We start from the raw sequence: 22,298 nt of genomic DNA on the forward strand, positions 1-22,298 counted from the left end.
CGGTGTTCAATAGACCTAAATAAACCGTTGTGATTCAGCGCTATTTAATGCCCTTGCTACCTGCCGTTAAACCAAGTATTAGCATGTCATCTTTGATAATTACATTCTCTGGTGCAAAGGTAACTAAGTTCGAATCAAAGCCCCAATCTCCCTTACCCCAACGCTCACTGTCAAAGGCGGTAAAATCATCGCGCCAATCTAGCTCAAATTCACCGTTCTCGTAGCTATGATATTCAATCCAATCAACGTATTGATAAAGCGGTAGGTCTTCTTTATTAAACTTACCAACCCACTCTGCTGCCTCTGAAATCCATAGGTTCATGCGGTAGCTTTGCGGAGACGAACGCATATCAATGACCTGCTGAGAATCCTCAGCACGCTCTGTATAAACCTCCTTACCGTCGACCAACCAACTGATCATATCTGGTGTCCAAATAACGGTAAACTCATGAAACTCATCCATATTTGCTAACTGATGAATATTTTCAGAGTGGACTCGATTTGCTGAGTCGCCGGTAATCAAGTTGGTTTGGAATTGATTAGGGTTCTTACCTATCACTTCAATATCAATCTCACGCCAAGGTATGCCACCCTGCCAAGATTCATTGTCATAAGTAAAGAACGATGAAACCACTCCTGAGTTTGACACCATCTTCATTCGAACGACAAATTTGCCAAACTTCACTTTATCCTTGCTATAAACTTCAGCGCCATACAAAGGCACCTCAGAAGTATTTAGCTTACCCGACGCCCCCATAGTATCTTGATTGATATTTTGATTTTCAGCAGTAGCACTGCTACCTAATGTACACCCCATAAGAACAGAGCTCATTAGTAAAGCACTACCCAGTTTAGCCACTCGATTCATAGTATCTTCCTTTAAAACCATCAAGATTATCTAGCCCACGCAACTCCGCCGTATGAAATAGACCACTATTTTCAATATGCTTCAGCTCTACTCACAATGCAGAGTTTTAACAGTAGGTATCCTAATTAACTGAAATCATTATATTTATCTGCAAGAATATTTGTGCAGAATGCTATTAATAGTGAGAGGTATGACAATTAACGATTTTCAAGAAATAAATACTTATAAAACAATGCTTTACCTGATAATTGCTGGAATTTGTTTCATGGGGTGATGTGAGTTTGTGGTTAGGGTCGATATACAGTAATTTAACGCCGGAGACTGGCTAACAAGGAGAGGATTGCTCACCTATAAAGACTACCTTATCGGTACTTCCTCTAACAATAAGCTCGAGTTCTAAAGAAGGTAAGCTCACGGTTTTTCCTGCAATCATGACCACCATCTGCTGTATGGCGATACTTCCCATTTTCTGTAAGGGTTGCTTTATCGTGGTCAATTTGGGTAAGAATACGGACGCGGCAGGCGAATCATCAAAGCCAACAACTGACACCTGATCGGGTACCTTGATACCATTTTGCAGTAAGGTTTTAATTGCCCCAAGAGCACTAAGATCGTTGGCTGCAAAAACCGCCGTAAATTCGATACCTTGCTCAATCAATGATTGCATTGCTCGCGACGCGCAGGTAGCTCGATAACCACCGTCTAAACTGAGTTTCTCGTTATAATTTATTCCTGCTCTTTCAAGACTTTCGCGATAGCCTTGACTGCGCTGCAATGAGTCTTTATTACCTAATTCACTGCTATAAAGGTGCACAATATTTCTATGACCAAGCCCTATAAGGTGCTCGGTAGCCAAGCGTCCACCAGCAATATTATCAATGCTTATATGTGAGTAAATACCTTCGCTCACACCAGCAACAACCAATACTGGTAACTCACCGACAATGGCTTTTATTTCTGCTTCCGACAGGCTATTAACAAGAACAATAAGCCCTTCTATCCCTTGCTTTACCATTCGCTGAATCACATTTATTTCGCTGGTTTTATCCCAATGGCTCGTTTCGATAACAAGACGATACACACTATTTTGAATCTCTGGATCCATTCCATCTAAAGTACTGCTAATGAAGGAGCTATCAAATGTTGGGATCATTAAACCAATCAGTTTCTCTTTCGTCCTGATACCTTGCGGCTTAGCGTTCAAAGGAATGAACCCTAGATCTGATATTGCCTGTTCAATGGCAATAATTTTCTTCTTGGCAACCGGTGCTGTTCGATTGAGATAGCGTGACACTGTGCTCATAGAAACATTAGCGACATCTGAAACATCTTTTGCGGTAGGTGTTTTCATTCAAGACTTTGTGCTGCAGCAGGGAGAAAAAATTATACCCATTATTCTGATTGGTACAGTTAACTAGATCTAAAACTACGGCTAATACAACAAGAAAAAAGCCACTTATCAATAAAGTGGCGGTTCATTTCTTTTACTAAGCTACGGCTTTTGCCACTGATTGTTTCTCAGTATCATCTAATGAAAAGTAGATCTTCGATACGACCATTTCAGCAATCAAGATAGCGAATACCACACCAAAGAAAGCGACCACACCATTCCATGGGCCAGTGAACTGTACTTTCTCGCCAAACAACAGGTTAATTGCTTCCAACATAATGAACTTCGATCCAACTAAAATGATATACGTCGAAATTGCTCGGTATACCTTTGGAGCTTTACCCGATTTAGATTTAAAGTGATTAGCAATCTTATGTTCCAGTCCAATTGAAAGTTTTAGTAGCAATTGAAGCAGTAATGCAGCAGTCAGTGAAATAGTAAAAGACTCAATACTGACAAACCCCCAGTACTCATCAAATAGGTTTAACACCACTAGATCGACTAATACCGCGAGTGTGTATCCAACAAATAAACGTTGCTGTGTGTTGAAACCATAATTTTTCTCTACATTAGACATACATGACTCTCTCAATTTGGCTAAGTGCCCTCGACTTAATGGACATCTTAGCGGTTAAGACCCTCAAGAAATTGCCATTTAGTGACACGTAATCAAACCTTATTACCCCCAAATAAAACATCATTCTTGAGATTGCTATGACTACAATGCTAATGTTGAGAAGCATCACGCTATAGATTTTTATATCACTTCAATTAATACTTTTTGTTGGCTATCGACCAAAACAAGCCTATGATGACCCTGTTTTGGGGAGTAGTTAGCGCAAGTTTACTTATCGTCATCCCGTTAAGCGCATGTTTAACCGGTAAGTAAAGGTGATTGGTTGTTATCCGATCACTCCAACGAGACCAACGCATTCATTGATCAGCAGCATACCCGTATGCCTGTTGGTTTTTATGTTTTGCGGAAGGTCACCTAAACACTGTCCTTCTGCTCAGGAGGAAGTATGTCCCCTATTCAAAATTCCACCCAATTAAGTTCATCTGTACTAATGCATGAGTCGCTAGTCATGTATAGCGTCTTTGGTCTATTGACCCTTGTGTTGGTTGCGCTAGATATTTATCAAACGCGCGGTGGCGCGGTATCAATTAAGAAAGCGCTTGGTTGGAGTGTGTTTTGGTTTGTGTTGGCCTTTGTGTTTGCAGTCTCTATCTACTATTTCTGGGATTTCTATGCACCACATAGTATCTACTCTTCAGAGAAAGCAACGATTGCCTTTTTAACTGGCTATCTGTTAGAAAAGTCATTAAGCGTTGATAACCTATTTGTATTCGCAATCATCTTTACCCAATACAAGGTGCCGGAACATCTGCGCCCTAGAGCTCTGTTATGGGGGGTTATTGGTGCACTAATATTGCGCGCGGTTATGATTGTTATCGGCGCTAAATTGCTAGCAGAGTATCACTGGGTTTTGTACCTATTTGCGGCATTCCTCATTTGGACAGGCATTCAACTAGCGCGCGACAAGGGAGAAGAGGAAGAAGTAAACCCTTATCCGGAGCAATTCATTCGTAAGTTCCTACCTGTATCGGATGACTATCAAGGCAACCGCTTGATATTCAAACAAGTAGGAAAATGGATTGCGACCCCAATGTTAATTGTCGTTGGGGTCATCGCGGTAATGGATGTCATGTTTGCTTTGGACTCGATCCCTGCAATCTTTGCTGTAACCCAACAACCATTCTTAGTACTGGCTGCAAACGTGTTTGCGCTTCTTGGATTGCGCTCCCTGTACTTTGTATTACAAGCAATGTTAGATAAGTTTATTTATCTCAAGCCCGCGCTTTCGATCATCATGATCTTTATTGGCATAAAGATGGTGTTAGTGGGAACCGATTACGCAATTGCGACAACTTGGTCTTTAGGATTTTTAGTGACCATCATGAGCTGTGCGGTTCTGGCATCTATGTATAAAAACCGCATGAGCGAATTATCAAATTCATAGCCAGCAAAACGAACACTCACTCATGTCAAACAAAAGGCTAGCCGCTCGCTAGCCTTTTGTTTAATTAATCTTGCATAGATAATATGAACGGAACACCGATAAAACAGACTAATAATACGCTCGTTATCGGTAATATGCCTGAATCTGGATATACCGCTATGTCTGATGAAAGAGACAGCAAAGCACCGCCAGCGGTCATAATTGCCCCGCCCAAGCCCGAAGCTGAACCAATTAGTGCCGGAGTAACATTCAACATACGTACAGTCGCATTAGGAATAATCAGACCATTCCCCAACCCAACGAAAAGCATTAGACCAAAGAAAACACTAGGCATGTCTGCGCCACAATTGACTACAAAGATGATGCTCGCTAGACCAAGAACAGCAATTACACTCCCCACCTTAATCAACGTTTTTGAACAATAGGTATGACTTAAACGACTTGTTAGATAATTTCCTAACAGATAACCTGCAGGCGTCAGAGCGAAATACAAACCAAAAGTAGATGGTGATAAACCGTAGTGCTGAGTCGCAATTAATGGCCCAGCAGATAGGAAGATCAGAAACGCACCATTGGATAACATGGAAATCAGTGTGTTGCTAATAAAGTGCTTATCCTTAATAAGAACTCTAAAACCTTGATTTCGAGTCTTGGGGAAAGGGTTTATTTGTTGTGCGGTTTCTCCCATGTCGAAATACGCCAATACACCAACAATCATCGCAAATGCCAACAGCAAAAGAAAAACGGCATGCCAATCAAATAATTCGCTTAGAAAACCCCCTAGGGTTGGAGAAATCATGGGGACGAGAGACATTCCCATCATGATATAGCTCAGTCTGCGAGTTGCTTGTGGACCAGAGTCAACATCTCGCACTACCGTACGCGCAACAATAGACACCGTAACAATCACGGCTTGAAGCATTCTAAATAGCATGAATAGCCAGATATTTTCGGATAATAGGCAGCCGACTGTTGCTAATGAAAACGCAACGATAGCACCTAGCACAACAGGTCGACGTCCATATCTATCTGATAAAGGACCAGCCAAAAGCTGAACTACAGCTGTCAAAGCAATGTAACCCGAAATAGAGACCTGAATTATTGGGTATTCGACGCCATAGTACTCCGCCATATGTGGCAGTGATGGCAAAAAGATACTTATTGCCATTGCAGCTAACCCTGTCAACAACACTAGGGTCAGTGTTGACGGGGCTGAGCGCCTCTGTGTCATTGATAGTTCAGCCATTAAGCGATCTACATACATGTTTGAAGGTAGTGGGATCATAACTGAGCCTTCAAATCTTGATTAATCACTTATGTATGATCGAATCCATCAAATGCACTAGTGTTCGCTTATTTACGAGGGTCATATCTAAAGAAAATCATATCGTAATCTCCATACTAATATTTTTAGCTTCTCTAGATGTCTCGCTGAATGTGGTTCGTTACGATCTTTAACCCCATGGATTAATAGATACAACAAAGAAATTATTTGCATATAACGCACTTTCATACTGATTTGATCTAGTACCAATTATCAGACCAACATGCTTGTGATACTAAGCGTCTGTCTTCATTATCAGTAGCAAATTTGATTAATCATACAAATAGAAATGAAATTTTGGATAACACCGATTGTTGCTTTATCGCTTACGGCTTGCAACTTACTTGATGACGATGACGATGATTCCTTGGAGTTTGTATGTGCTATGGAATCTTTTCAGCAGTGGGAGCACATTAATATCGCTAAAATCTTCAGAGGAACCCTAAAGCAAGGTTGGTTTCAAATCTCTGATGACTACTGCGATTCTGGAACTGGTCAGCTGTATATAAACTTGAATAATGATGGTATTGCGTTTCGTAGTACCTTCAAAGATGGCAATGAGAAACATGCTTACTACTCGAAGGCCATCGAGCATCAACACAACGAAGATGATTGGTTCTACGTAGAATATACGGGGCAAAAAACAGGTAATCGCACATTAATTTTGCAAAAAATGGAAAATGAAAACCTATATAACGTCTCGTATAAAGATCAGCCTGAAGAGGAAGATATAGAAAGTACTGAATTTGATAGCGCCAAAAATTACGATAAAAGTACAGTAATGAATAAATATCCTCACTTAACTACTGATGCCCGAGCAAAAACAGGAAAAGAGCTTTACAAGCTAAAAATGCTTTTTGTTAATCAATCCTAAATCTTCAATACTCGAAACTGTACTTTGTTACTTAAACAATCGTTTTACTTACTTTCTTAACGATTGCTTTTTATATGTTGTGAGACAGAGATTTAGATCAAGGGAAATCAAACTTTGATAGAACAGATCATAAAAAATAAGGGTTAACTAAAAAGCTAACCCTTACTCTACAACTTGAATATTCTAGTGAACTAAATAGCTAACTTATCAAACCTAGAAATGCGTGCAGTGAACGATGATTTGTCTTGTTTTGAAATCGAGCTCGCCATTGGTAAATTAGCTTTCATTGGATCAACTGCGCGGTTTCGCACGAGCACTTCAAAATGCAGATGGGGACCCGTTAGCCTTCCAGTTGCTCCTGCAATGGCGATCTTCTGTCCTCGCTCAACATAGTCACCTCTCTTGACTAAGAATCGGTCAAGGTGAAGATAGCGAGTGGTATAAACACTGTTATGCTCAATAACAAGGTACTTTCCTGCATAAGGATGATTTCTTACCCCTATAACCCTACCATCACCGGTCGAATATACTGCAGCCCCAATAGGTGTAGCAAAATCTGTTCCGTTGTGAGGGCTAATACGACCCGTCACAGGATGTTTTCGTTTGGGATTAAATGACGAAGTAATCCTGCGAAACTGTGGATCAACAGGATAGCGATTAAAAGCCCTCTCCAAGCTATTCCCTTCACGATCGTAGAAACGACCATCATTAGCTAAAAAGGCTGCAACCTCTTTTCTCGCTAACTTAAAAGAAATCCCCTTAATTTCACTATTCCCTGTTGGATGACCATCTAGATATTGTGTGTCAATCAGTACATCAAATCGGTCACCCGCTCGAAGCTCTCGAGCAAAGTTAATTTTATCGTGCAGGACTCTAGTGATATTAGCTATCTGATTGGAGCTCAAACCGATCTTATGAGCAGATAAAGAAAAGCTACCCTCAACAGTGCCAGAGTATAGGGTTTCTCTCCACTCACCTTGCTCCTCAATAAAGTTGTAATCAAACTCACCACTTTCTATTTGAGTATAAGCCGCGCGCTCAACCAAGCTGATATGATAGGTCAGTGTTAAAATCTGTCTTGTTGTACTATCAATGACAAACTCAAGATGATCCCCTGGCTTTATCGTATCGAGTTGCAGTGGGATCTCATCAGCCGATAGCACCTGCTGCAAGTTGCTATAGGGCAATTCCCATGCAGAGAAGATGTCACTGAGAGTATCTCCGACTTTAACAAAATAATGAACACGGATAGGCGTTGGTTCCGCCAGATTCTCAGGTGCTGGCGTTATCAATATGTCGATCTGTTGACTGTTATTGGGTTCTTGCTGCAGAGATTCAGGCAATAAGAACGCAACGGTAAAAGCGACTATAGCAATAGCCAAAGCAATGAGTCTAAAGTGTTTCATGAAATATCGTGCATAGTAGAATTGCCAAAATGTTATAACATAACAATCAACTTAAAAAGCCTGATTATGAGCTCGATTGAACAAGTGAATTAAAACTGCTCGTAAACTCATTTTATGCTGAAAAAATAGACACCAATTAGATCGAACCATAGTGTCAATACCGATTCAGAACCCTAAGAAACACAAAGCCCGCCGACAGAATCGACAGGCTTACACATCTAGGGCTGTATCTCAGAGAACGTGATTACGCACTAGCGTAAATAACACTGCCACCCTTGATCATATCAATGACTTCTTTATTCACCTCTGGAGAAAGTGCAGGGCATCCCCAACTGCGTCCAAGATAACCATGCTTATTGATGAACTCTTTGGTCGCATAATCTGCTGCATGTACAACAATATGACGGTCTCTTGCTTTATCATTCAACCCATCACTAACGCCATCAAGGCGCAAAGAGTAACCATGATTACCGTAATAGGTTTCATTAGTGACGAAAACACCTAACGAAGTTTGTCGAGAGCTCATTATATTAGAAAACTCTGTCGCTGTTTTGCCACCGCTGTTTACGCCGTGGGCAACATAAGTTTCAAAGGCTAGTTCTTCTTTTTCAAGATCGATAACAAAGAAACGTTTTTCCGTTGACGGACGCTTGTAATCGATAATAGTCAGTACTGGTTTTTTAGCGGTATCTGTTGATTTATAGGCTTCATAAGCATCTTTAAACAAATCAAAGTCCATCACACCTTCTAAGCCGATGGTATGATACTTGTCTTCAATCTTATTAATTTGAGATGATTCTTCGACTGTTTTAGCGGTTACTGCGCTCGACAACATGAGTGCCGACAAAAATACAAATAATGATTTAACTGTCAATTATATTACTCGCCAATAAAGATGTATGATCATTTGCTTATGACTTTCGGTTATTCATTCCCGTCATATGCAAGGCTAATTTTTAGACCGATATTGTATATAAAATAACCAGCAATTCAAGTCATAATTATGTCAGCCTCTGTTCTTGGCGTGAAAACATTGTTTACATCGTAGATCGAGGTTATTACGGTGACTATTTGACCAGTCAACAGCCTGCCCTTTGCAATCCTTATCTTCCTCTATAAGATGAAGCTATCTCAATTCGAGATCGCATAGTTCAGGATTTACTATGTTTGTTTCAAAGGACTGTCTTTTTATTCAGGACATCTTTATGATTTTCAAAATCACAGCACCCATTATGGAGCCCACTGAAGGGTCACCACACCAAGCAATTCATTCTCCAAAAGATCACCTATCCCCTTTTGCTCTCCCTTGCGCTTGCAACACTCTCTTGTCGTCATATTCATTTTCTCGATTTTATTTTTCGTATTGATTCCCACTAACTTATCAATACCTCTGCGCGCACGCGCATGAATTCAAAATTTAATTAATATTTACGGTTTTATAGAAAATGAATACAAAACTTCTGGGTAGCGCCCTTATTGTCTCCGGCACCGCTCTTGGCGCTGGCATGCTTGCAATTCCTATGGTATTAGCTCAATTTGGCCTAGTGTATGGCACACTATTAATGGCTTTTATTTGGTTCGGCACTACCTACTCTGCATTGCTTCTTCTTGAAGCAACGATTAAATCCGGTGGCAGTTTAGGCCTTAATTCAGTCGCCAGAGCATCTCTAGGCAAGGGTGGGCAACTGGTTACTAATGGCCTACTTTACGCTTTACTCATCTGCTTACTAATGGCCTATATTTTGGGTGCAGCAGATCTTCTATCACAAGGCGCAGCCGCTTTGGGGTTCTCCATCAGTTTCATTCAAAGCCAGGTTCTATTCACCTTAGTCGCTGGCGCTATCGTAGCCTGTGGCACTGGTGTCATTGATAAACTGAACCGCGCACTTTTCTTAATCATGATTGCGAGCCTAGTCTTGACTCTGTTTGCGCTGTTGCCAGAGTTTTCAGCTAAAAATCTAGCGCAAGTAAGTAATCATGACCATTTTGAGCTTATCAAAACCAGCGCTGTGCTCTTCACCAGTTTTGGTTTTATGGTAGTGATCCCAAGCTTGGTCAACTACAACAGCGATGCGACCGACAAACAGCTACGCAATATGGTTATTGTCGGCTCTCTAATCCCATTGTTCTGTTACTTATGTTGGTTGTTCGCGGTAGTCGGTAATTTGCCACCAGAGCAACTAAAGCAGTTCTCTAGTGTTTCCGAGTTGATGACGGGATTTGAACATGGAGCACCTTGGATTGGCACTGTACTGTCGCTCTTCACAGGTCTTGCATTGCTTACCTCTTTTTTCGGCGTAGCTATGTCGCTGTTTAATCAAAATAGTGACACCTTTAAGCAAAACCGCGTAATCACCTATGTTCTTACCTTCGTATTCCCTCTAGTTGGTGCGATCTTGGCAGCGGATCAATTCTTATCTGTACTAGCTTACGCTGGAGTAATCTTAGTATTCCTCGCCGTATTTATTCCTCTAGTCATGGTGTACAAACTGCGCAAGGCTAATACCTTAAGCGATAGTTACGCCGCGGAAGGTGGCGATAGTATGATGCTGTTCGGACTTATATTTGGCAGTTTTTTACTGATGTCCCAGATGGTATAAACTCGCAGGCGACAAGATCAAAATAGGCGCCTAAGGCGCCTATTTTCTGGTTCACTTTATTGAAAGGAACTATTTTTTGACTTCAGCATAGTCAGCACTTTCTTTTGAAGCGCCTACTTCAGTCAACAAACCCTTCACCAAACTAAAGCAACCAATCAGTAGAATGATAGTAAATGGCATCGCTGCAATAATCGTAATCGACTGCAGAGCCTGTATCGACTCAGTACCGCCAATCCACAGCATGACCATAGCTATTGTGCCTGAGATTAGTGCCCAAATGATTTTTTGCTTCACCGGTACATCCATTTTCCCGCCAGCAGTCATGCTATCAATAACAATCGAGCCTGAATCTAAAGTCGTCACGAAGAAAATGACGATCAGTACCACTGCTACTACTGACAATATGTCACCTATCGGATAGGCTTCAAGCATATAAAAGAGACTCAAAGAGACGTCACTAAGTGCTTGTTTGGCACCCAATATGCCCACATTATCAATCATTTGCTGAATAGCAATACCGCCAAATGTAGACATCCATGCGGTGGTGACTAACGTTGGAATGATCAATACATAAACAAGGAACTGGCGAACCGTACGCCCTTTCGAGATACGTGCTACAAACATCCCGAAGAAAGGTGCATATGCAACCCACCAAGCCCAGTAGAACACTGTCCAACCATGTAGGAAGGTGGTGTCTTCACGCCCCGATGTTTGACTCAATGCATATGCATTTTTCACATAACCCACAACTGCAGTTGTGAATGAATCAAATACGGTAGTGAAATTCAGCACAGCCATCAAGCCAAGAAACAGGATAGCAATCGCCATATTCACATTACTAAGGAGCTTCACACCACCATCCATACCACGCAGTACAGAGATAATAGCAAGGCCCATAATCAGTACGATGATAGACTGCTGAAGAAGTAAGCTATTCTCAAGACCAAACACATGGCTGATACCGCTCGCTGCCTGAGTACCACCTAAGCCAAGTGAGGTCGCCAAACCAAATAACGTAACCAGAACCGTGAGTATATCGATAACATCACCGGTTTTCCCCCACACTCTGTCCCCTAATAACGGGTAGAACACAGAACGCATCGCAAGTGGTAAGCCTTTGTTATACACAAAGTAAGCCAGACAAAGTGCCGTAACACCATAAATAGCCCATGCATGTAAACCCCAGTGGAACGTCGCTGCACCTAAAGCAAGCTCGCGAGCTTCCATGGTGTGCGACTCAACGTTCAATGGCGTACCATACCAACCCGTATAGAACGCAGTCGGCTCTGCAACACCCCAGAAAATTAAGCCAATACCCATACCTGCTGCAAAGAGCATCGTTATCCAAGAAAACGTAGAGTAGTCGGTAGTTGCGCTATCACCACCTAAACGAATTTTACCTAAAGGTGAAAAAGCGATAACGACGGCAAAGATTAAGAAGAGATTTGCTCCCCACATAAATAGGAAGTCAAAGTATGAAAGCACAGCACCTTTCACCGAATCAATCGCGGCTTTAGCCTCAGCAGGTGAAAGAACTAGCAGTGTAACAATGAAAAGAAGTGATAACGCAAGTGAGCCCATAAAAACGGTGTTATGGATATCCATGCCCCATTTCGTTACGTTATCTTGACCGACCTGATAGTCGGTGGATTCAATACTATATTTTTTTGAATTTGAACTCATAAATAATGAGGTTTAGTTACCGTAAACACGATAAAAAACGACTAACTCCATGTTAGTAATAATTTGATAAGCAGAGTCATATAAGTGCGTTGATAGCATTAAAAATAGTTGTCAATTGCCCGCAAATATAAGCTCTGAACTCATCCCCTACCGCGGCATGATAACACAAAAGGGTTATTTATGAGGCTTTCGCACCTAGTCGCTCACTTTTCGACGTAAAAGTGAGAATTACGGAAGTAACAAATCCCCAAGCAAGTAAGTGTAATAAAGCTTAGCCAAAACACTTTCAGATAGTTGTTTTTTAAAGATATTTAATTATGTTCCTTCGGTGCCAAGTGAATGTCACCCACTAAAATCTCTACTCTTGATTTGCATCTAAAGAAATACGTAACAAAACCGTATTGCCTGGGGAGTATCTCCTCACGTTGCTCATATATAACCTTAATAACGCTTCTCTGAGCGAGATTAGATTGGTAAACAGAAAGCGAATAGCTGAAGAGATAATTTAAAATGGAACGAAGAAGAAATAGTTGGAATTAATACTAGGGGTTAGTACTAGTTCGAAACGCATGAAAATTCACAAAACAAGTAAATATAACGTTTGAATTTCGGTTATTGAAATAGTGACCATGAGCCTTAACCCTGTCTTAACCACTGCACCATTATTCTTATAGCTATATCTGCAATTGTGCTTCTAGGATAAGGTTCCATAATGTCTCTACTCAACTCGTTAAGATTGCCTTTGGGCTTACTTCTGTCTAGTTCTTTATTATTAGGCTGTGGCGAACAAACTGTTGAACAACGACCTGCCCCCGGCCCAATTCATGTCGATGTCCTAAATTTAACCCCGACAACGTTACGCTTAACCACAGAGTTGCCAGGACGCATTGCTGCTTTCAAGCAGGCTGAAGTTAGACCACAAGTGACGGGTATTCTCAAAAGCCGTTTATACAAAGAAGGCTCTCAAGTAAAAGCCGGCGATGTACTTTACGAAATTGACCCAACCACTTATCAATCAAACGTTAATAGTGCACAGGCTCAGTTAGCAAAAGCTTTAACGAGTGAAGAAACAAATAGAAAAACTACGGTTCGTTATCAGCAACTCCTCAAGAGAAAGTTAACTAGCCAACAGATTTTTGATGATGCCGACGCCGCTTACAAAGAGGCTCAAGCGGAAGTTGCGATCCGCCAAGCAGAATTAAACTATGCCAATATTGAACTCTCTTATACCAAAATCAAAGCGCCTATTTCAGGCCAAGCAGGACTGTCTTTGGTGTCTGAAGGATCTTTATTGACCGCCGAACAATCCTCTTACCTTACGACGATTGTGCAAACCGCAAACGTCTATGTGGATATGCAACAATCCTCATTGGCGATAACGAAAATCAGAAAAGAGTTTTCTACTTTTAAGGACAAAAATGCTGAGATCCCAGTTTCGATCACACTAGAAGACGGGAGTATTTATGAGGAAGCGGGCCATTTAGAGTTTTCCGACACCCTTGTTTCAGACTCAACAGGTACGATTACACTGCGCGCTATTATTCCAAATCCTGACAACATATTGCTAACCGGTATGTACGTACGCGCCCACATCTCTATGCCAGAAGCGCGAGGTTATCTCGTTGTTCCACAATCTGCTGTAGTAAGAAGCCAATCTGGGGAACCTTCGGTATTTGTGGTTAACCAAAATAATAAAACACTGAGAAAACCAGTGGTACTTGGTAATGAAGTTGGTAACGGCTGGGTGGTAAAAGAAGGACTTATTAGTGGTGAGCAAGTTGTCATCAACAATATCATCAACATGAAAAATGATATTACCGTTGTTGTCGATAGCAGCACAGACAATACAACTCCTGCTTTGACGAGCGAGGAATAAACTATGTCTTTATCGAATTTTTTTATTAACAGACCCATTTTTGCTTGGGTAATTTCAATTGTCATTATGCTTTCAGGCATTGCGGCAATCGTCTCCTTGCCTGTCGCACAATATCCAACAATTGCACCACCTGCTGTGACTATCTCAACGTCATACCCAGGTGCTTCAGCAAAAACAATTGAAGACAGCGTGACTCAGGTCATCGAACAAGGCATGACCGGGTTAGATAACCTACTTTATATGGCCTCTAAAAGTGACTCTTCTGGTAAAGCTAGTATCACATTAACTTTTAGTGCCGATACTGATCCCGACATCGCTCAGGTACAAGTGCAAAATAGCTTGCAGCAAGTGAGTAATCGCTTGCCTACAGCGGTTCAAAATCAGGGGACCTCTGTGACTAAAAGCACCTCAGGTTTTATGTCAGTAACCAACTTATACTCTCCTGATGACAGCATGAGCGCAGGTGATATTCAAGATTACGCAAACTCAAGCATCAAAGACATCCTGAGCCGTGTCAACGGTGTGGGAGAGGTAACCATTTTCGGCCCATCCTATGCTATGCGTATCTGGTTAGACCCAGCTAAATTAAACAGTTATAGCTTAACGCCCGTTGACGTTTCTAACGCTGTATCAGTTCAAAATAGTCAAGTGACAGTTGGGCAACTAGGTGGCACGCCAGCCATTGATTCTCAGTTAATTAATGCCAGTATCACAGCACAAAGCCTATTAACTAGCGTTGAAGAGTTTGAGGATATCTTAATCAAAGTCGCTAGTGACGGTTCTCAGATTAAGCTAAAAGATGTAGCGCGTGTAGAGTTAGCCAGTGAAGAATCTTCATCCATACCCACCTATATGGGTAAGGACTCTTCAGGTATTGCGATCACCCTTGCTACAGGGGCGAACTCGTTAGACACACAAAATGCAGTTGATGCAAAACTTGAACAACTTTCAAAAGGTTTTCCTGATGGACTAGCACTCGTCAAAACAACCGATAACAACTTATTCATTCGCCTTTCTATCACCGAAGTAATCAAAACACTCTTTGAAGCCGTTGGTCTTGTTTTTGTTGTCATGCTGCTATTTTTGCAAAATCTTCGTGCAACCCTTATTCCAACCATCGCCGTTCCAGTTGTGCTACTGGGTACTTTTGGTGTGATGTCATTGTTGGGTTTCTCAATCAACACACTGACTATGTTTGGCTTAGTGTTGGCCATCGGTCTGCTGGTTGATGATGCTATTGTTGTAGTTGAAAATGTTGAGCGTTTGATGCACGAAGAGAGTCTCTCTCCTCTCGAAGCGACTAAGAAATCAATGGGGCAAATTACTAGTGCTTTGATCGGCATTACTATGGTGCTATCCGTTGTATTTATTCCAATGGCCTTTATGTCTGGTTCAACCGGCATGATATACCAACAGTTCTCGCTAACGATTGTGTCGGCAATGGTTCTATCCGTTGTGGTTGCGTTAATGCTGACCCCTGTACTTTGTGCCACCTTGCTAAAGCCTATCGACAAAGAATCTAGCATCAAGGTATTTGCATTATTTAACAAAGCATTTGATAAGTTATCCGCGAAATACCGAGGCTCCGTTAAGCACACATTGCAACGTCCATTGCGTTTTGTTTTTGTTTACCTAATGCTATTTGCAGGCACCGCTTATCTATACAACGTACTACCAAGCTCATTTTTACCCAATGAAGATCAAGGTGACTTCATGGTAATGGTAACGACACCAACAGGTACCACTTTACAGAAAACACAAGAGGTGATGCTGGATATAAAGGACTACTTTGAGGAGAACGAGTCGAATACCGTAGATCATGTGTTTACCGTTTCTGGATTCAATTTTTCAGGCTCTGGACAAAATGCGGCGATGGCATTCATCGGTCTGAAAGATTGGTCACAAAGGACTGAGCCCGGTACCGATGTTGATTCCATCATCGGTCGTGTTATGGGAAGGTTTTCAAGTTACAAAGATGCACAGATTTTTGCTTTTAGTAGCCCTGCGATTCGAGAACTTGGTACATCTACAGGCTTTAACTTCTACTTAGAAGACGTTGGGGCTGTCGGTCATGACAAACTGATTGAGATAAGGAATCAGTTACTAGGGGCAGCAGCGCAAAGTCCATTACTGCAAAGTACACGACCAAATGGCCTGGAGGATACGGCGCAACTGTTCCTTGATGTCGACTATGAAAAAGCCAAAGTGCTAGGTTTAGAGATTAATGACATTAACCAGTCACTATCCATTGCTTGGGCATCGTCATACGTGAATGACTTTATCGATCGTGGTCGTTCTAAAAAAGTTTACATTCAAGCTGACGCTCAATATCGCATGACTCCAGAAGACCTTAACTTATGGTTTGTACGTAATAACAAGGGTGAAATGGTGCCAATTTCGGCTTTCAGTACCTACCACTGGGGGCAAGGGTCTCCACAGTTACAACGTTACAATGGCAATCCAGCGGTAGAAATCGTTGGCGAAGCCGCTTCGGGTTACAGTACCGGTGAAGCGATGGCTGAAATCGATAGATTGGCTGCTGAGATCTCAAACGATGTACAGGTTAGCTGGACGGGAATGTCATATCAAGAAATTGAGGCTGGTGACCAAGCCCCTATCCTATACGCGATATCCATCTTGATGGTATTCCTCTGTTTAGCCGCTTTGTATGAAAGCTGGAGTATCCCAATTGCGATCATTCTAGTCGTTCCATTGGGGATACTCGGAGCACTAGCTGCGATTATGCTACGAGGTCTAGAGAACGATGTTTACTTCCAAGTTGGTGTATTAACTACCATCGGTTTAACCGCCAAAAACGCAATTTTGATCGTTGAATTTGCTAAAGAACTTTATGAGAAAGGCGTCAACATTATTGATGCAACAGTGCAGGCTTGTGAGATGCGACTGCGCCCAATCATCATGACGTCATTGGCATTTGGGCTAGGCGTGTTACCTCTAGTTCTTAGTACCGGTGCAGGTGCCAATGCTCGTAATGCTATTGGTACGTCCGTATTAGGTGGCATGATGGGAGCAACTCTATTAGTGATTTACTTCGCGCCACTATTTTTTGTCTTGATCTGCAAACTGTTTAAGTCAGATGAAAAAGCCCTAACAGAAAAAAGCACCGAATAACAAAATAGGAGTAATGGTGAACCTAACTCTGGTTCATCACTGCTCTCTGATAACTTTCAAAGGAGGGAAAATGACGACCAACCGTACATCTTACTTTGGAACATTATTATTGGTCATCACGGTTGCCGCTTTACTAGTGGTTGCAGTGATGATCTTTGGTGCCCGTTTGAGCTTTTGGGATCCCATTGTCGGCTTTGGTTATATTCGAAGCTATCTCAATCCAATCGGCTTATCTTTACTGGGCCTCGGCACGTTAGGATTTATATCTCAATGGGTTACTCGTAATCGTATTGGAGCAATTAAATCTTTGGTTGCGACATTAATAGGACTTGGCCTCGTTGCACCAATGATCCACGGCATCATTCAACCAACGAAACGTGCGCCTGCAATACATGACATTACAACTAACACGGCTAATCCGCCTGAATTCTTAGTGCTCGATGATACGCGTGCGGGTGCTAAAAATTCCTTAATTTATGCTGGCGAGAACGTCGCGACGATGCAGAAAAAATACTACCCATACATTAAACCTATCCAGTCGAGTCTTTCTGCCAAAGATGCGTATGCAAGAGCGCTAGATATTGCAAAGGATACAAGTTGGGACATTGTTGCTGAAGACCCTAAAGCATTACGTTTTGAAGCTACGGCTCAAACCGTTTTTTTTGGATTTATGGACGACGTCGTCATTGAAGTTACATCGATAAGTAACGGAAGTCGCATCGATATTCGCAGCGTATCTCGAATCGGCCGCAGTGACAAAGGGGTTAATGCTGCGCGGATTGTGGAATTCACAGAAGCTTTTAACAACTAACCGAAACCACTAACTAACGCCATCGATACAAGATGAGCCTATTATAATATAAGGCCATCAACCATGACTTTACTACGTTACAAATCAACAACCATTACTATTAAAAGGAATTAATATGAATCCAACTAATATCACCAAGCTTATCATCGCTTCTAGCTTGATTCTTTCACCTACACTACTCATTGCAGCAGAGCCAAATGTACCTACAGAGCCACCTTATATTGTTTTAAGTGACAATCTAGATGAGCCAAATGGCTATGGATTCTGTATAGATACCTATGGTCCAGGTCAATCAGAATTAATGCAAACACACTCTTGCAAACCTAAAGGCCCAGAAGGTTCTCCTCGCGACTATTCAGGGCATGATGTCAGGTTTGAATACAACAGCGAAACGAACAAGATTCAATCTTATGCGTTTGAGGGGCTCTGCATGCAGGGGCTTTTGGCGAAAGGAAAGAGCGAGTTAGCACTACTAGAATGTAGTGATGCGAAGCATCAAGGTTTTGCTTATGAAGAAAAAGATCAAACATTCAGGCTTAAGGCTGATACAAGCTATTGTTTGGCAGTTACTTCAGTCACTCAAGAAGCCGGTCCGTGGGTGAAACGACCACTCGAACTGATTCAGTGTAACGAAGCAGAAGCGAAACTCACGCAGTGGACAGTCGTTTCTCTATAAATTAATTATCAAATGAGGCAGGAGAGCTACTGTTGTGAGAAGTACCGGCTCACCTGCGTCACCTAAACCATAACGTTTGCAATAATCTTAATTTTTATGAATGCAAAATCTCGTTCCACATATTCATATTTGCTCAGATGAATATGTGGAACCGCTAGAGGTAAGAATGAACACAGAAAAGCTGCAACTGCTGTTAGTTGAAGATGATTTAGATTTAGCCACAGCCGTTATTGATTACCTTGAACTCGAAGACATTCAATGCGATCACGCTGCAAATGGCGTGGCCGGTTTCAACCTCATTGCTCAAAACCCTTACGATGCCGTGATATTAGATTTGAATTTGCCAAAAATGAATGGATTAGAAGTCTGTGAGAAGTTGCGCTTTTTAGGCATTGATGTTCCTGTATTGATGCTTACAGCTTGTGACACCTTAGATGACAAAGTGGCGGGTTTTTCCAAAGGTGCAGACGATTATTTAGTGAAGCCATTTGCAATGGAAGAGTTGATAGTTCGTGCACAAGCGTTATCTCGTCGGAGAAGCGGACAAGTAACTTGCCTTAAAATTGAAGGCGTAGAATTGGATCTCAAGGCACAAAAGGTCATTCGAGACGGCACTGAACTTAAGATAACGCCAATAGCAATTAAACTATTGAACATATTAATGCGAGAAAGCCCAAATACGGTATCCCGAGAAAAATTGATGAAAAGTGTATGGGGGGACGAACTGCCAGACAGCAATAGTTTGAAAGTTCACATGCACAATTTGCGTAAAGCAGTAGACAACAGTACAGACAGCAAGCTCATTCATACCATTATCGGGCGAGGTTTTGCTTTTAAACGTGAGGGCAAATTGTGAAGATCAGGCATAGTCTTAGACTGTACTTTCTAGCCGTGATGTTCTTTGTTGGCACTATGACGATCGCTATTATGTCAGGTGTCGCGATAAGTTATTTCTTCTCGGGTATGGATACCGTAATGAGAGGCTCAATGCGTACTCAAGCCCTTCAGTTCAAGCCATCTGATAGCCACCCGATCAAACTTGGTGAAATGACAGTAGCATCTCGCTGGGAAGATCTGCCTCAAGCTATTCAAGATTTATTTAAAGAAACTGACTTAGCTCCGAACGAACTGAAAAAACACATAGAAGGCATTCCTTTAGTGCCTCCGCCAAAAGCGGGTTACTTTGTTATGAAGGTTATAGATAAAGATAACGTTGTTTATGTCAGCGTTGTATTTCCCAATACAAAAAACGATAAACACTTTCGCAATGACGAAACCCCACACTACTTCTATATCATTTTTACAGCACTTGGGGCTCTTTGCCTTTTCTGCGCTGCACTGTTTGGTATTTTGCGAATCGTATCTGAGCCAATTGAGAACCTTCGTGAATGGGCTAAGTCTTTGAATAAAGAGAAACTAGAACAGCCGATCCCAAACTTTAAGTACAGTGAGTTAAATTCGTTGGCAAGTATTGTTCAATCCAGCTTGAGTTCAGTACAAGATAGCCTAGGTCGTGAGAAACAATTTCTTGGTTACGCCAGTCATGAATTAAGAACGCCAATTGCTGTTACTCGTACAAACACAGAATTACTGAGAAAAATGATCAGTAAAGAAGTGGATAAAGCCAAACAAGAAGAGGTGCTCGAGCGAATAGAGCGTGCTGTTTTTACCATGACCGATTTAACAGAGACCTTGCTATGGCTCAATCGTCAAGAAGACAAAAGTTTGCCTATTTCAACTATCACACTTGGTGATCTGGTGGCACAGATCAAACACGAGCTGCTTTATATTCTGCATGGTAAGAAAGTTAACGTTTATATCGAATCTGATGAGACCAAGCTAGAGCTTCCACTAGGTCTATGTAGAATAGTAATTACCAATTTAATTCGAAATGCTTTCCAACACACTACTCACGGTGAAGTCTTGATAAAGCAAATTGGAACAGAACTACAAATTGATAATTACAATCTTTCAGAAAATGAATCAAAGCAGGAATTAGGTTTTGGTTTAGGACTCGAGTTAACTGAACGTTTGATCAAGCAATATGGTTGGTATTATGAAAACACTCTAAAACCTTCAGGGAGAAATGTATTGATAGACTTTAGATATCAAGAAGCTATTGATCGTAATCCAAATGGATAAGGTTGAGCTAACCAGATGCTAGCTAACTCGATTATGAGTAAAATCGTGTTTTATATACGGCTAAATTAGCATTTAATGCATTACTGAAGTAGAGAAAAACCTCTAATGTAGAGGCCAAATTCACTTATCCACAACACACAACTAAGTTTGCTAGAGGATACGCCCAAGGCTAGTCGCTTTGGGCGTTTTTGCATCAATTCTTTCGGTGTTTCAAGTCATCCGTAAAACTCTAAAATCACAAAGTGTCTATTTCATAATACTTAGTTCAATAAGTTGTTACATCATAAGCAACCATGCCAACGAGCCTACTGAAATCATCACCCACAGAGCTACGCCTAGAATAATAGGTTTAGGCCCTGACTCTCTAAGACGCTCAAAAGATAAAGAGCTACCAATCAGGAACAAGCATAAAACCATTGTCTGTTTGGACAGTTCAAATACCGAATTAAATGCGAAATCAAATTGCGGCAACATATCACTGGCGATGATGGCAAGGATATAGAAGACGATGAACAGAGGAACTTTAGGTTTTTTACTTTCGCTCTTAAAGAAAAATGCACTCATCAAAGCGACTGGAATAATCCACAAAGCTCTAGATAACTTAAGTGTAGTCGCAGTGGTCAGTGCGATACTACCATAAGCTTGTGAAGCACCCACTACAGACGATGTATCATGTATCGCGATAGCGGCCCATTGCCCAAATGTCACCTGATCTAGTGATAATGCATGTCCAACGACAGGGAAGATAAATAACGCCAGTGAATTAAGAATGAATACTGTTGCCAGAGCAAGACCAATTTGTTTGTCCTTCGCTTTAATTGCCGGAGCAACAGCAGCAATTGCGCTTCCCCCGCAGATAGCGGTTCCGACCGTAATTAGATAACCCGTTACTTTATCTAGCTTCATAAACCGAGTCAGTAGAGTGCCGGCTATAAGTGTAAAAGCAATACTTGAGATGATTAATTCGATGCCATCCCCAGTAACGGCAAGGGCTTCTTTACCATTAATACCAAAACCAAGGCCCACAATGGAATAAGCGAGTAATTTTTTTGTCCATTTCTCTGGATGAAAACCATGAGGTAAAATATTCAAGCTGGATAAAATGAGCCCCATTAGCAATGCAGTAGGGGAATTTACCTGCGGTGTAAAACATAAACAAATTGCAATAGCTAAAATAAGTTTGCTAGCGATTGAACCTTTGTTGACGATACGTATCATTTTTACCTCTGAAGATTAATACCATTAGATTGCCACTTCATCCTTGGTATTAAATTTCAGAATGAACGTGATGTTCAAACACTATAAAAGGGCTTTTATTTAAGCGATATTAAAACATTTCAAATGAGCGTTTAGTAAAACTGAACGCACGCTCGGATTCATATCAAAAGTATATTTAAAGAAAGTGATGCGTATCAAAAGGTTAGCCTGAATAATTCAATGTATTTAGTCGCATAGACCTAGCCTATTTGGGATAATCTGAGCATGATAAATGTCT

The 22,298-nt window shown here is 41.4% G+C and carries 17 protein-coding genes; 9 read left to right on the top strand and 8 right to left on the bottom strand.

The window, feature by feature from the left end; all coding sequences use genetic code 11:
* Positions 1-40: 40 nt before the first annotated feature.
* The 3 genes from OCU48_RS08640 to OCU48_RS08650 form a co-directional block, all read right to left on the bottom strand.
* The gene (locus OCU48_RS08640) at positions 41-868 is read right to left on the bottom strand and encodes a family 16 glycosylhydrolase (protein ID WP_141344197.1); all 828 of its coding nucleotides are present in this window, start codon (positions 866-868) and stop codon (positions 41-43) included.
* Positions 869-1,193: 325 nt separating this feature from the next.
* On the bottom strand, positions 1,194-2,219 hold the full coding sequence (locus OCU48_RS08645; RefSeq protein WP_141344198.1) for a LacI family DNA-binding transcriptional regulator: 1,026 nt from the start codon (positions 2,217-2,219) through the stop codon (positions 1,194-1,196).
* 136 nt (positions 2,220-2,355) lie between these two features.
* A complete protein-coding gene (locus tag OCU48_RS08650; RefSeq protein ID WP_141344199.1) occupies positions 2,356-2,835 on the bottom strand; it encodes a hypothetical protein in 480 nt (159 codons plus the stop codon).
* Between the two features lie 445 nt (positions 2,836-3,280).
* On the opposite strand from OCU48_RS08650, the gene OCU48_RS08655 reads away from it, so the two are divergent.
* Entirely contained in the window at positions 3,281-4,279 is a 999-nt protein-coding gene (locus OCU48_RS08655) for a TerC/Alx family metal homeostasis membrane protein (RefSeq protein ID WP_141344200.1), read from the top strand.
* 64 nt (positions 4,280-4,343) lie between these two features.
* Here the strand turns inward: OCU48_RS08655 and OCU48_RS08660 are convergent, their stop codons facing one another.
* Positions 4,344-5,564: a multidrug effflux MFS transporter gene (locus OCU48_RS08660; RefSeq protein WP_244312228.1), complete on the bottom strand. Its 1,221-nt coding sequence runs from the start codon at positions 5,562-5,564 to the stop codon at positions 4,344-4,346.
* Positions 5,565-5,892: 328 nt separating this feature from the next.
* On the opposite strand from OCU48_RS08660, the gene OCU48_RS08665 reads away from it, so the two are divergent.
* Positions 5,893-6,477 (top strand): hypothetical protein, encoded by a 585-nt coding sequence (locus OCU48_RS08665; protein WP_141344201.1) that lies wholly within the window; start codon positions 5,893-5,895, stop codon positions 6,475-6,477.
* A 191-nt stretch (positions 6,478-6,668) separates the two neighbouring features.
* On the opposite strand, the gene OCU48_RS08670 is transcribed toward OCU48_RS08665, so the two are convergent.
* Both OCU48_RS08670 and OCU48_RS08675 read right to left on the bottom strand, forming a co-directional pair.
* A complete protein-coding gene (locus OCU48_RS08670; RefSeq protein WP_141344202.1) occupies positions 6,669-7,883 on the bottom strand; it encodes a peptidoglycan DD-metalloendopeptidase family protein in 1,215 nt (404 codons plus the stop codon).
* Between the two features lie 244 nt (positions 7,884-8,127).
* The gene (locus OCU48_RS08675) at positions 8,128-8,718 is read right to left on the bottom strand and encodes a murein L,D-transpeptidase catalytic domain family protein (RefSeq protein ID WP_141344250.1); all 591 of its coding nucleotides are present in this window, start codon (positions 8,716-8,718) and stop codon (positions 8,128-8,130) included.
* Between the two features lie 610 nt (positions 8,719-9,328).
* On the opposite strand from OCU48_RS08675, the gene OCU48_RS08680 reads away from it, so the two are divergent.
* Positions 9,329-10,483: an amino acid permease gene (locus OCU48_RS08680; RefSeq protein ID WP_141344203.1), complete on the top strand. Its 1,155-nt coding sequence runs from the start codon at positions 9,329-9,331 to the stop codon at positions 10,481-10,483.
* Positions 10,484-10,552: 69 nt separating this feature from the next.
* On the opposite strand, the gene OCU48_RS08685 is transcribed toward OCU48_RS08680, so the two are convergent.
* A complete protein-coding gene (locus OCU48_RS08685) occupies positions 10,553-12,166 on the bottom strand; it encodes a BCCT family transporter (protein WP_208727092.1) in 1,614 nt (537 codons plus the stop codon).
* Positions 12,167-12,878: 712 nt separating this feature from the next.
* Between OCU48_RS08685 and OCU48_RS08690 the strand changes: the two genes are divergently transcribed.
* The 6 genes from OCU48_RS08690 to OCU48_RS08715 all read left to right on the top strand — a co-directional run bounded on the left by OCU48_RS08690 (position 12,879) and on the right by OCU48_RS08715 (position 20,803).
* A complete protein-coding gene (locus tag OCU48_RS08690) occupies positions 12,879-14,042 on the top strand; it encodes an efflux RND transporter periplasmic adaptor subunit (RefSeq protein ID WP_141344205.1) in 1,164 nt (387 codons plus the stop codon).
* A 3-nt stretch (positions 14,043-14,045) separates the two neighbouring features.
* Positions 14,046-17,174 carry an efflux RND transporter permease subunit gene (locus tag OCU48_RS08695; RefSeq protein WP_141344206.1) on the top strand — a complete coding sequence of 1,043 codons (3,129 nt, stop codon included), beginning with the start codon at positions 14,046-14,048 and terminating at the stop codon, positions 17,172-17,174.
* A gap of 70 nt (positions 17,175-17,244) precedes the next feature.
* Complete coding sequence (locus OCU48_RS08700) at positions 17,245-17,985, top strand: DUF1499 domain-containing protein (RefSeq protein WP_141344207.1); 741 nt, start codon at positions 17,245-17,247, stop codon at positions 17,983-17,985.
* Positions 17,986-18,100: 115 nt separating this feature from the next.
* Entirely contained in the window at positions 18,101-18,661 is a 561-nt protein-coding gene (locus tag OCU48_RS08705; RefSeq protein WP_141344208.1) for a hypothetical protein, read from the top strand.
* 166 nt (positions 18,662-18,827) lie between these two features.
* Positions 18,828-19,517, top strand: a complete 690-nt coding sequence (locus OCU48_RS08710; RefSeq protein ID WP_141344209.1) for a response regulator transcription factor — start codon at positions 18,828-18,830, stop codon at positions 19,515-19,517.
* The gene (locus OCU48_RS08715; protein WP_141344210.1) at positions 19,514-20,803 is read left to right on the top strand and encodes a sensor histidine kinase; all 1,290 of its coding nucleotides are present in this window, start codon (positions 19,514-19,516) and stop codon (positions 20,801-20,803) included. The genes OCU48_RS08710 and OCU48_RS08715 overlap by 4 nt, the downstream gene beginning before the upstream one ends.
* Before the next feature lie 276 nt (positions 20,804-21,079).
* On the opposite strand, the gene OCU48_RS08720 is transcribed toward OCU48_RS08715, so the two are convergent.
* A complete protein-coding gene (locus OCU48_RS08720) occupies positions 21,080-22,021 on the bottom strand; it encodes a YeiH family protein (RefSeq protein WP_141344211.1) in 942 nt (313 codons plus the stop codon).
* Positions 22,022-22,298: the final 277 nt, after the last annotated feature.

The organism is Vibrio inusitatus, from assembly GCA_024346935.1.
Taxonomy (GTDB): Bacteria; Pseudomonadota; Gammaproteobacteria; order Enterobacterales; family Vibrionaceae; genus Vibrio; species Vibrio inusitatus.

Bases quoted from the DNA above. Each gene is read 5' to 3' on its own strand.
- OCU48_RS08690 (WP_141344205.1), top strand. From the start codon at position 12,879: ATGTCTCTACTCAACTCGTTAAGATTGCCTTTGGGCTTACTTCTGTCT.
- OCU48_RS08655 (WP_141344200.1), top strand. From the start codon at position 3,281: ATGTCCCCTATTCAAAATTCCACCCAATTAAGTTCATCTGTACTAATG.
- OCU48_RS08645 (WP_141344198.1), bottom strand. From the start codon at position 2,219: ATGAAAACACCTACCGCAAAAGATGTTTCAGATGTCGCTAATGTTTCT.
- OCU48_RS08695 (WP_141344206.1), top strand. From the start codon at position 14,046: ATGTCTTTATCGAATTTTTTTATTAACAGACCCATTTTTGCTTGGGTA.
- OCU48_RS08720 (WP_141344211.1), bottom strand. From the start codon at position 22,021: ATGATACGTATCGTCAACAAAGGTTCAATCGCTAGCAAACTTATTTTA.
- OCU48_RS08680 (WP_141344203.1), top strand. From the start codon at position 9,329: ATGAATACAAAACTTCTGGGTAGCGCCCTTATTGTCTCCGGCACCGCT.
- OCU48_RS08705 (WP_141344208.1), top strand. From the start codon at position 18,101: ATGAATCCAACTAATATCACCAAGCTTATCATCGCTTCTAGCTTGATT.
- OCU48_RS08660 (WP_244312228.1), bottom strand. From the start codon at position 5,564: ATGATCCCACTACCTTCAAACATGTATGTAGATCGCTTAATGGCTGAA.
- OCU48_RS08675 (WP_141344250.1), bottom strand. From the start codon at position 8,718: ATGTTGTCGAGCGCAGTAACCGCTAAAACAGTCGAAGAATCATCTCAA.
- OCU48_RS08700 (WP_141344207.1), top strand. From the start codon at position 17,245: ATGACGACCAACCGTACATCTTACTTTGGAACATTATTATTGGTCATC.
- OCU48_RS08670 (WP_141344202.1), bottom strand. From the start codon at position 7,883: ATGAAACACTTTAGACTCATTGCTTTGGCTATTGCTATAGTCGCTTTT.
- OCU48_RS08650 (WP_141344199.1), bottom strand. From the start codon at position 2,835: ATGTCTAATGTAGAGAAAAATTATGGTTTCAACACACAGCAACGTTTA.
- OCU48_RS08710 (WP_141344209.1), top strand. From the start codon at position 18,828: ATGAACACAGAAAAGCTGCAACTGCTGTTAGTTGAAGATGATTTAGAT.
- OCU48_RS08685 (WP_208727092.1), bottom strand. From the start codon at position 12,166: ATGAGTTCAAATTCAAAAAAATATAGTATTGAATCCACCGACTATCAG.
- OCU48_RS08640 (WP_141344197.1), bottom strand. From the start codon at position 868: ATGAATCGAGTGGCTAAACTGGGTAGTGCTTTACTAATGAGCTCTGTT.
- OCU48_RS08665 (WP_141344201.1), top strand. From the start codon at position 5,893: ATGAAATTTTGGATAACACCGATTGTTGCTTTATCGCTTACGGCTTGC.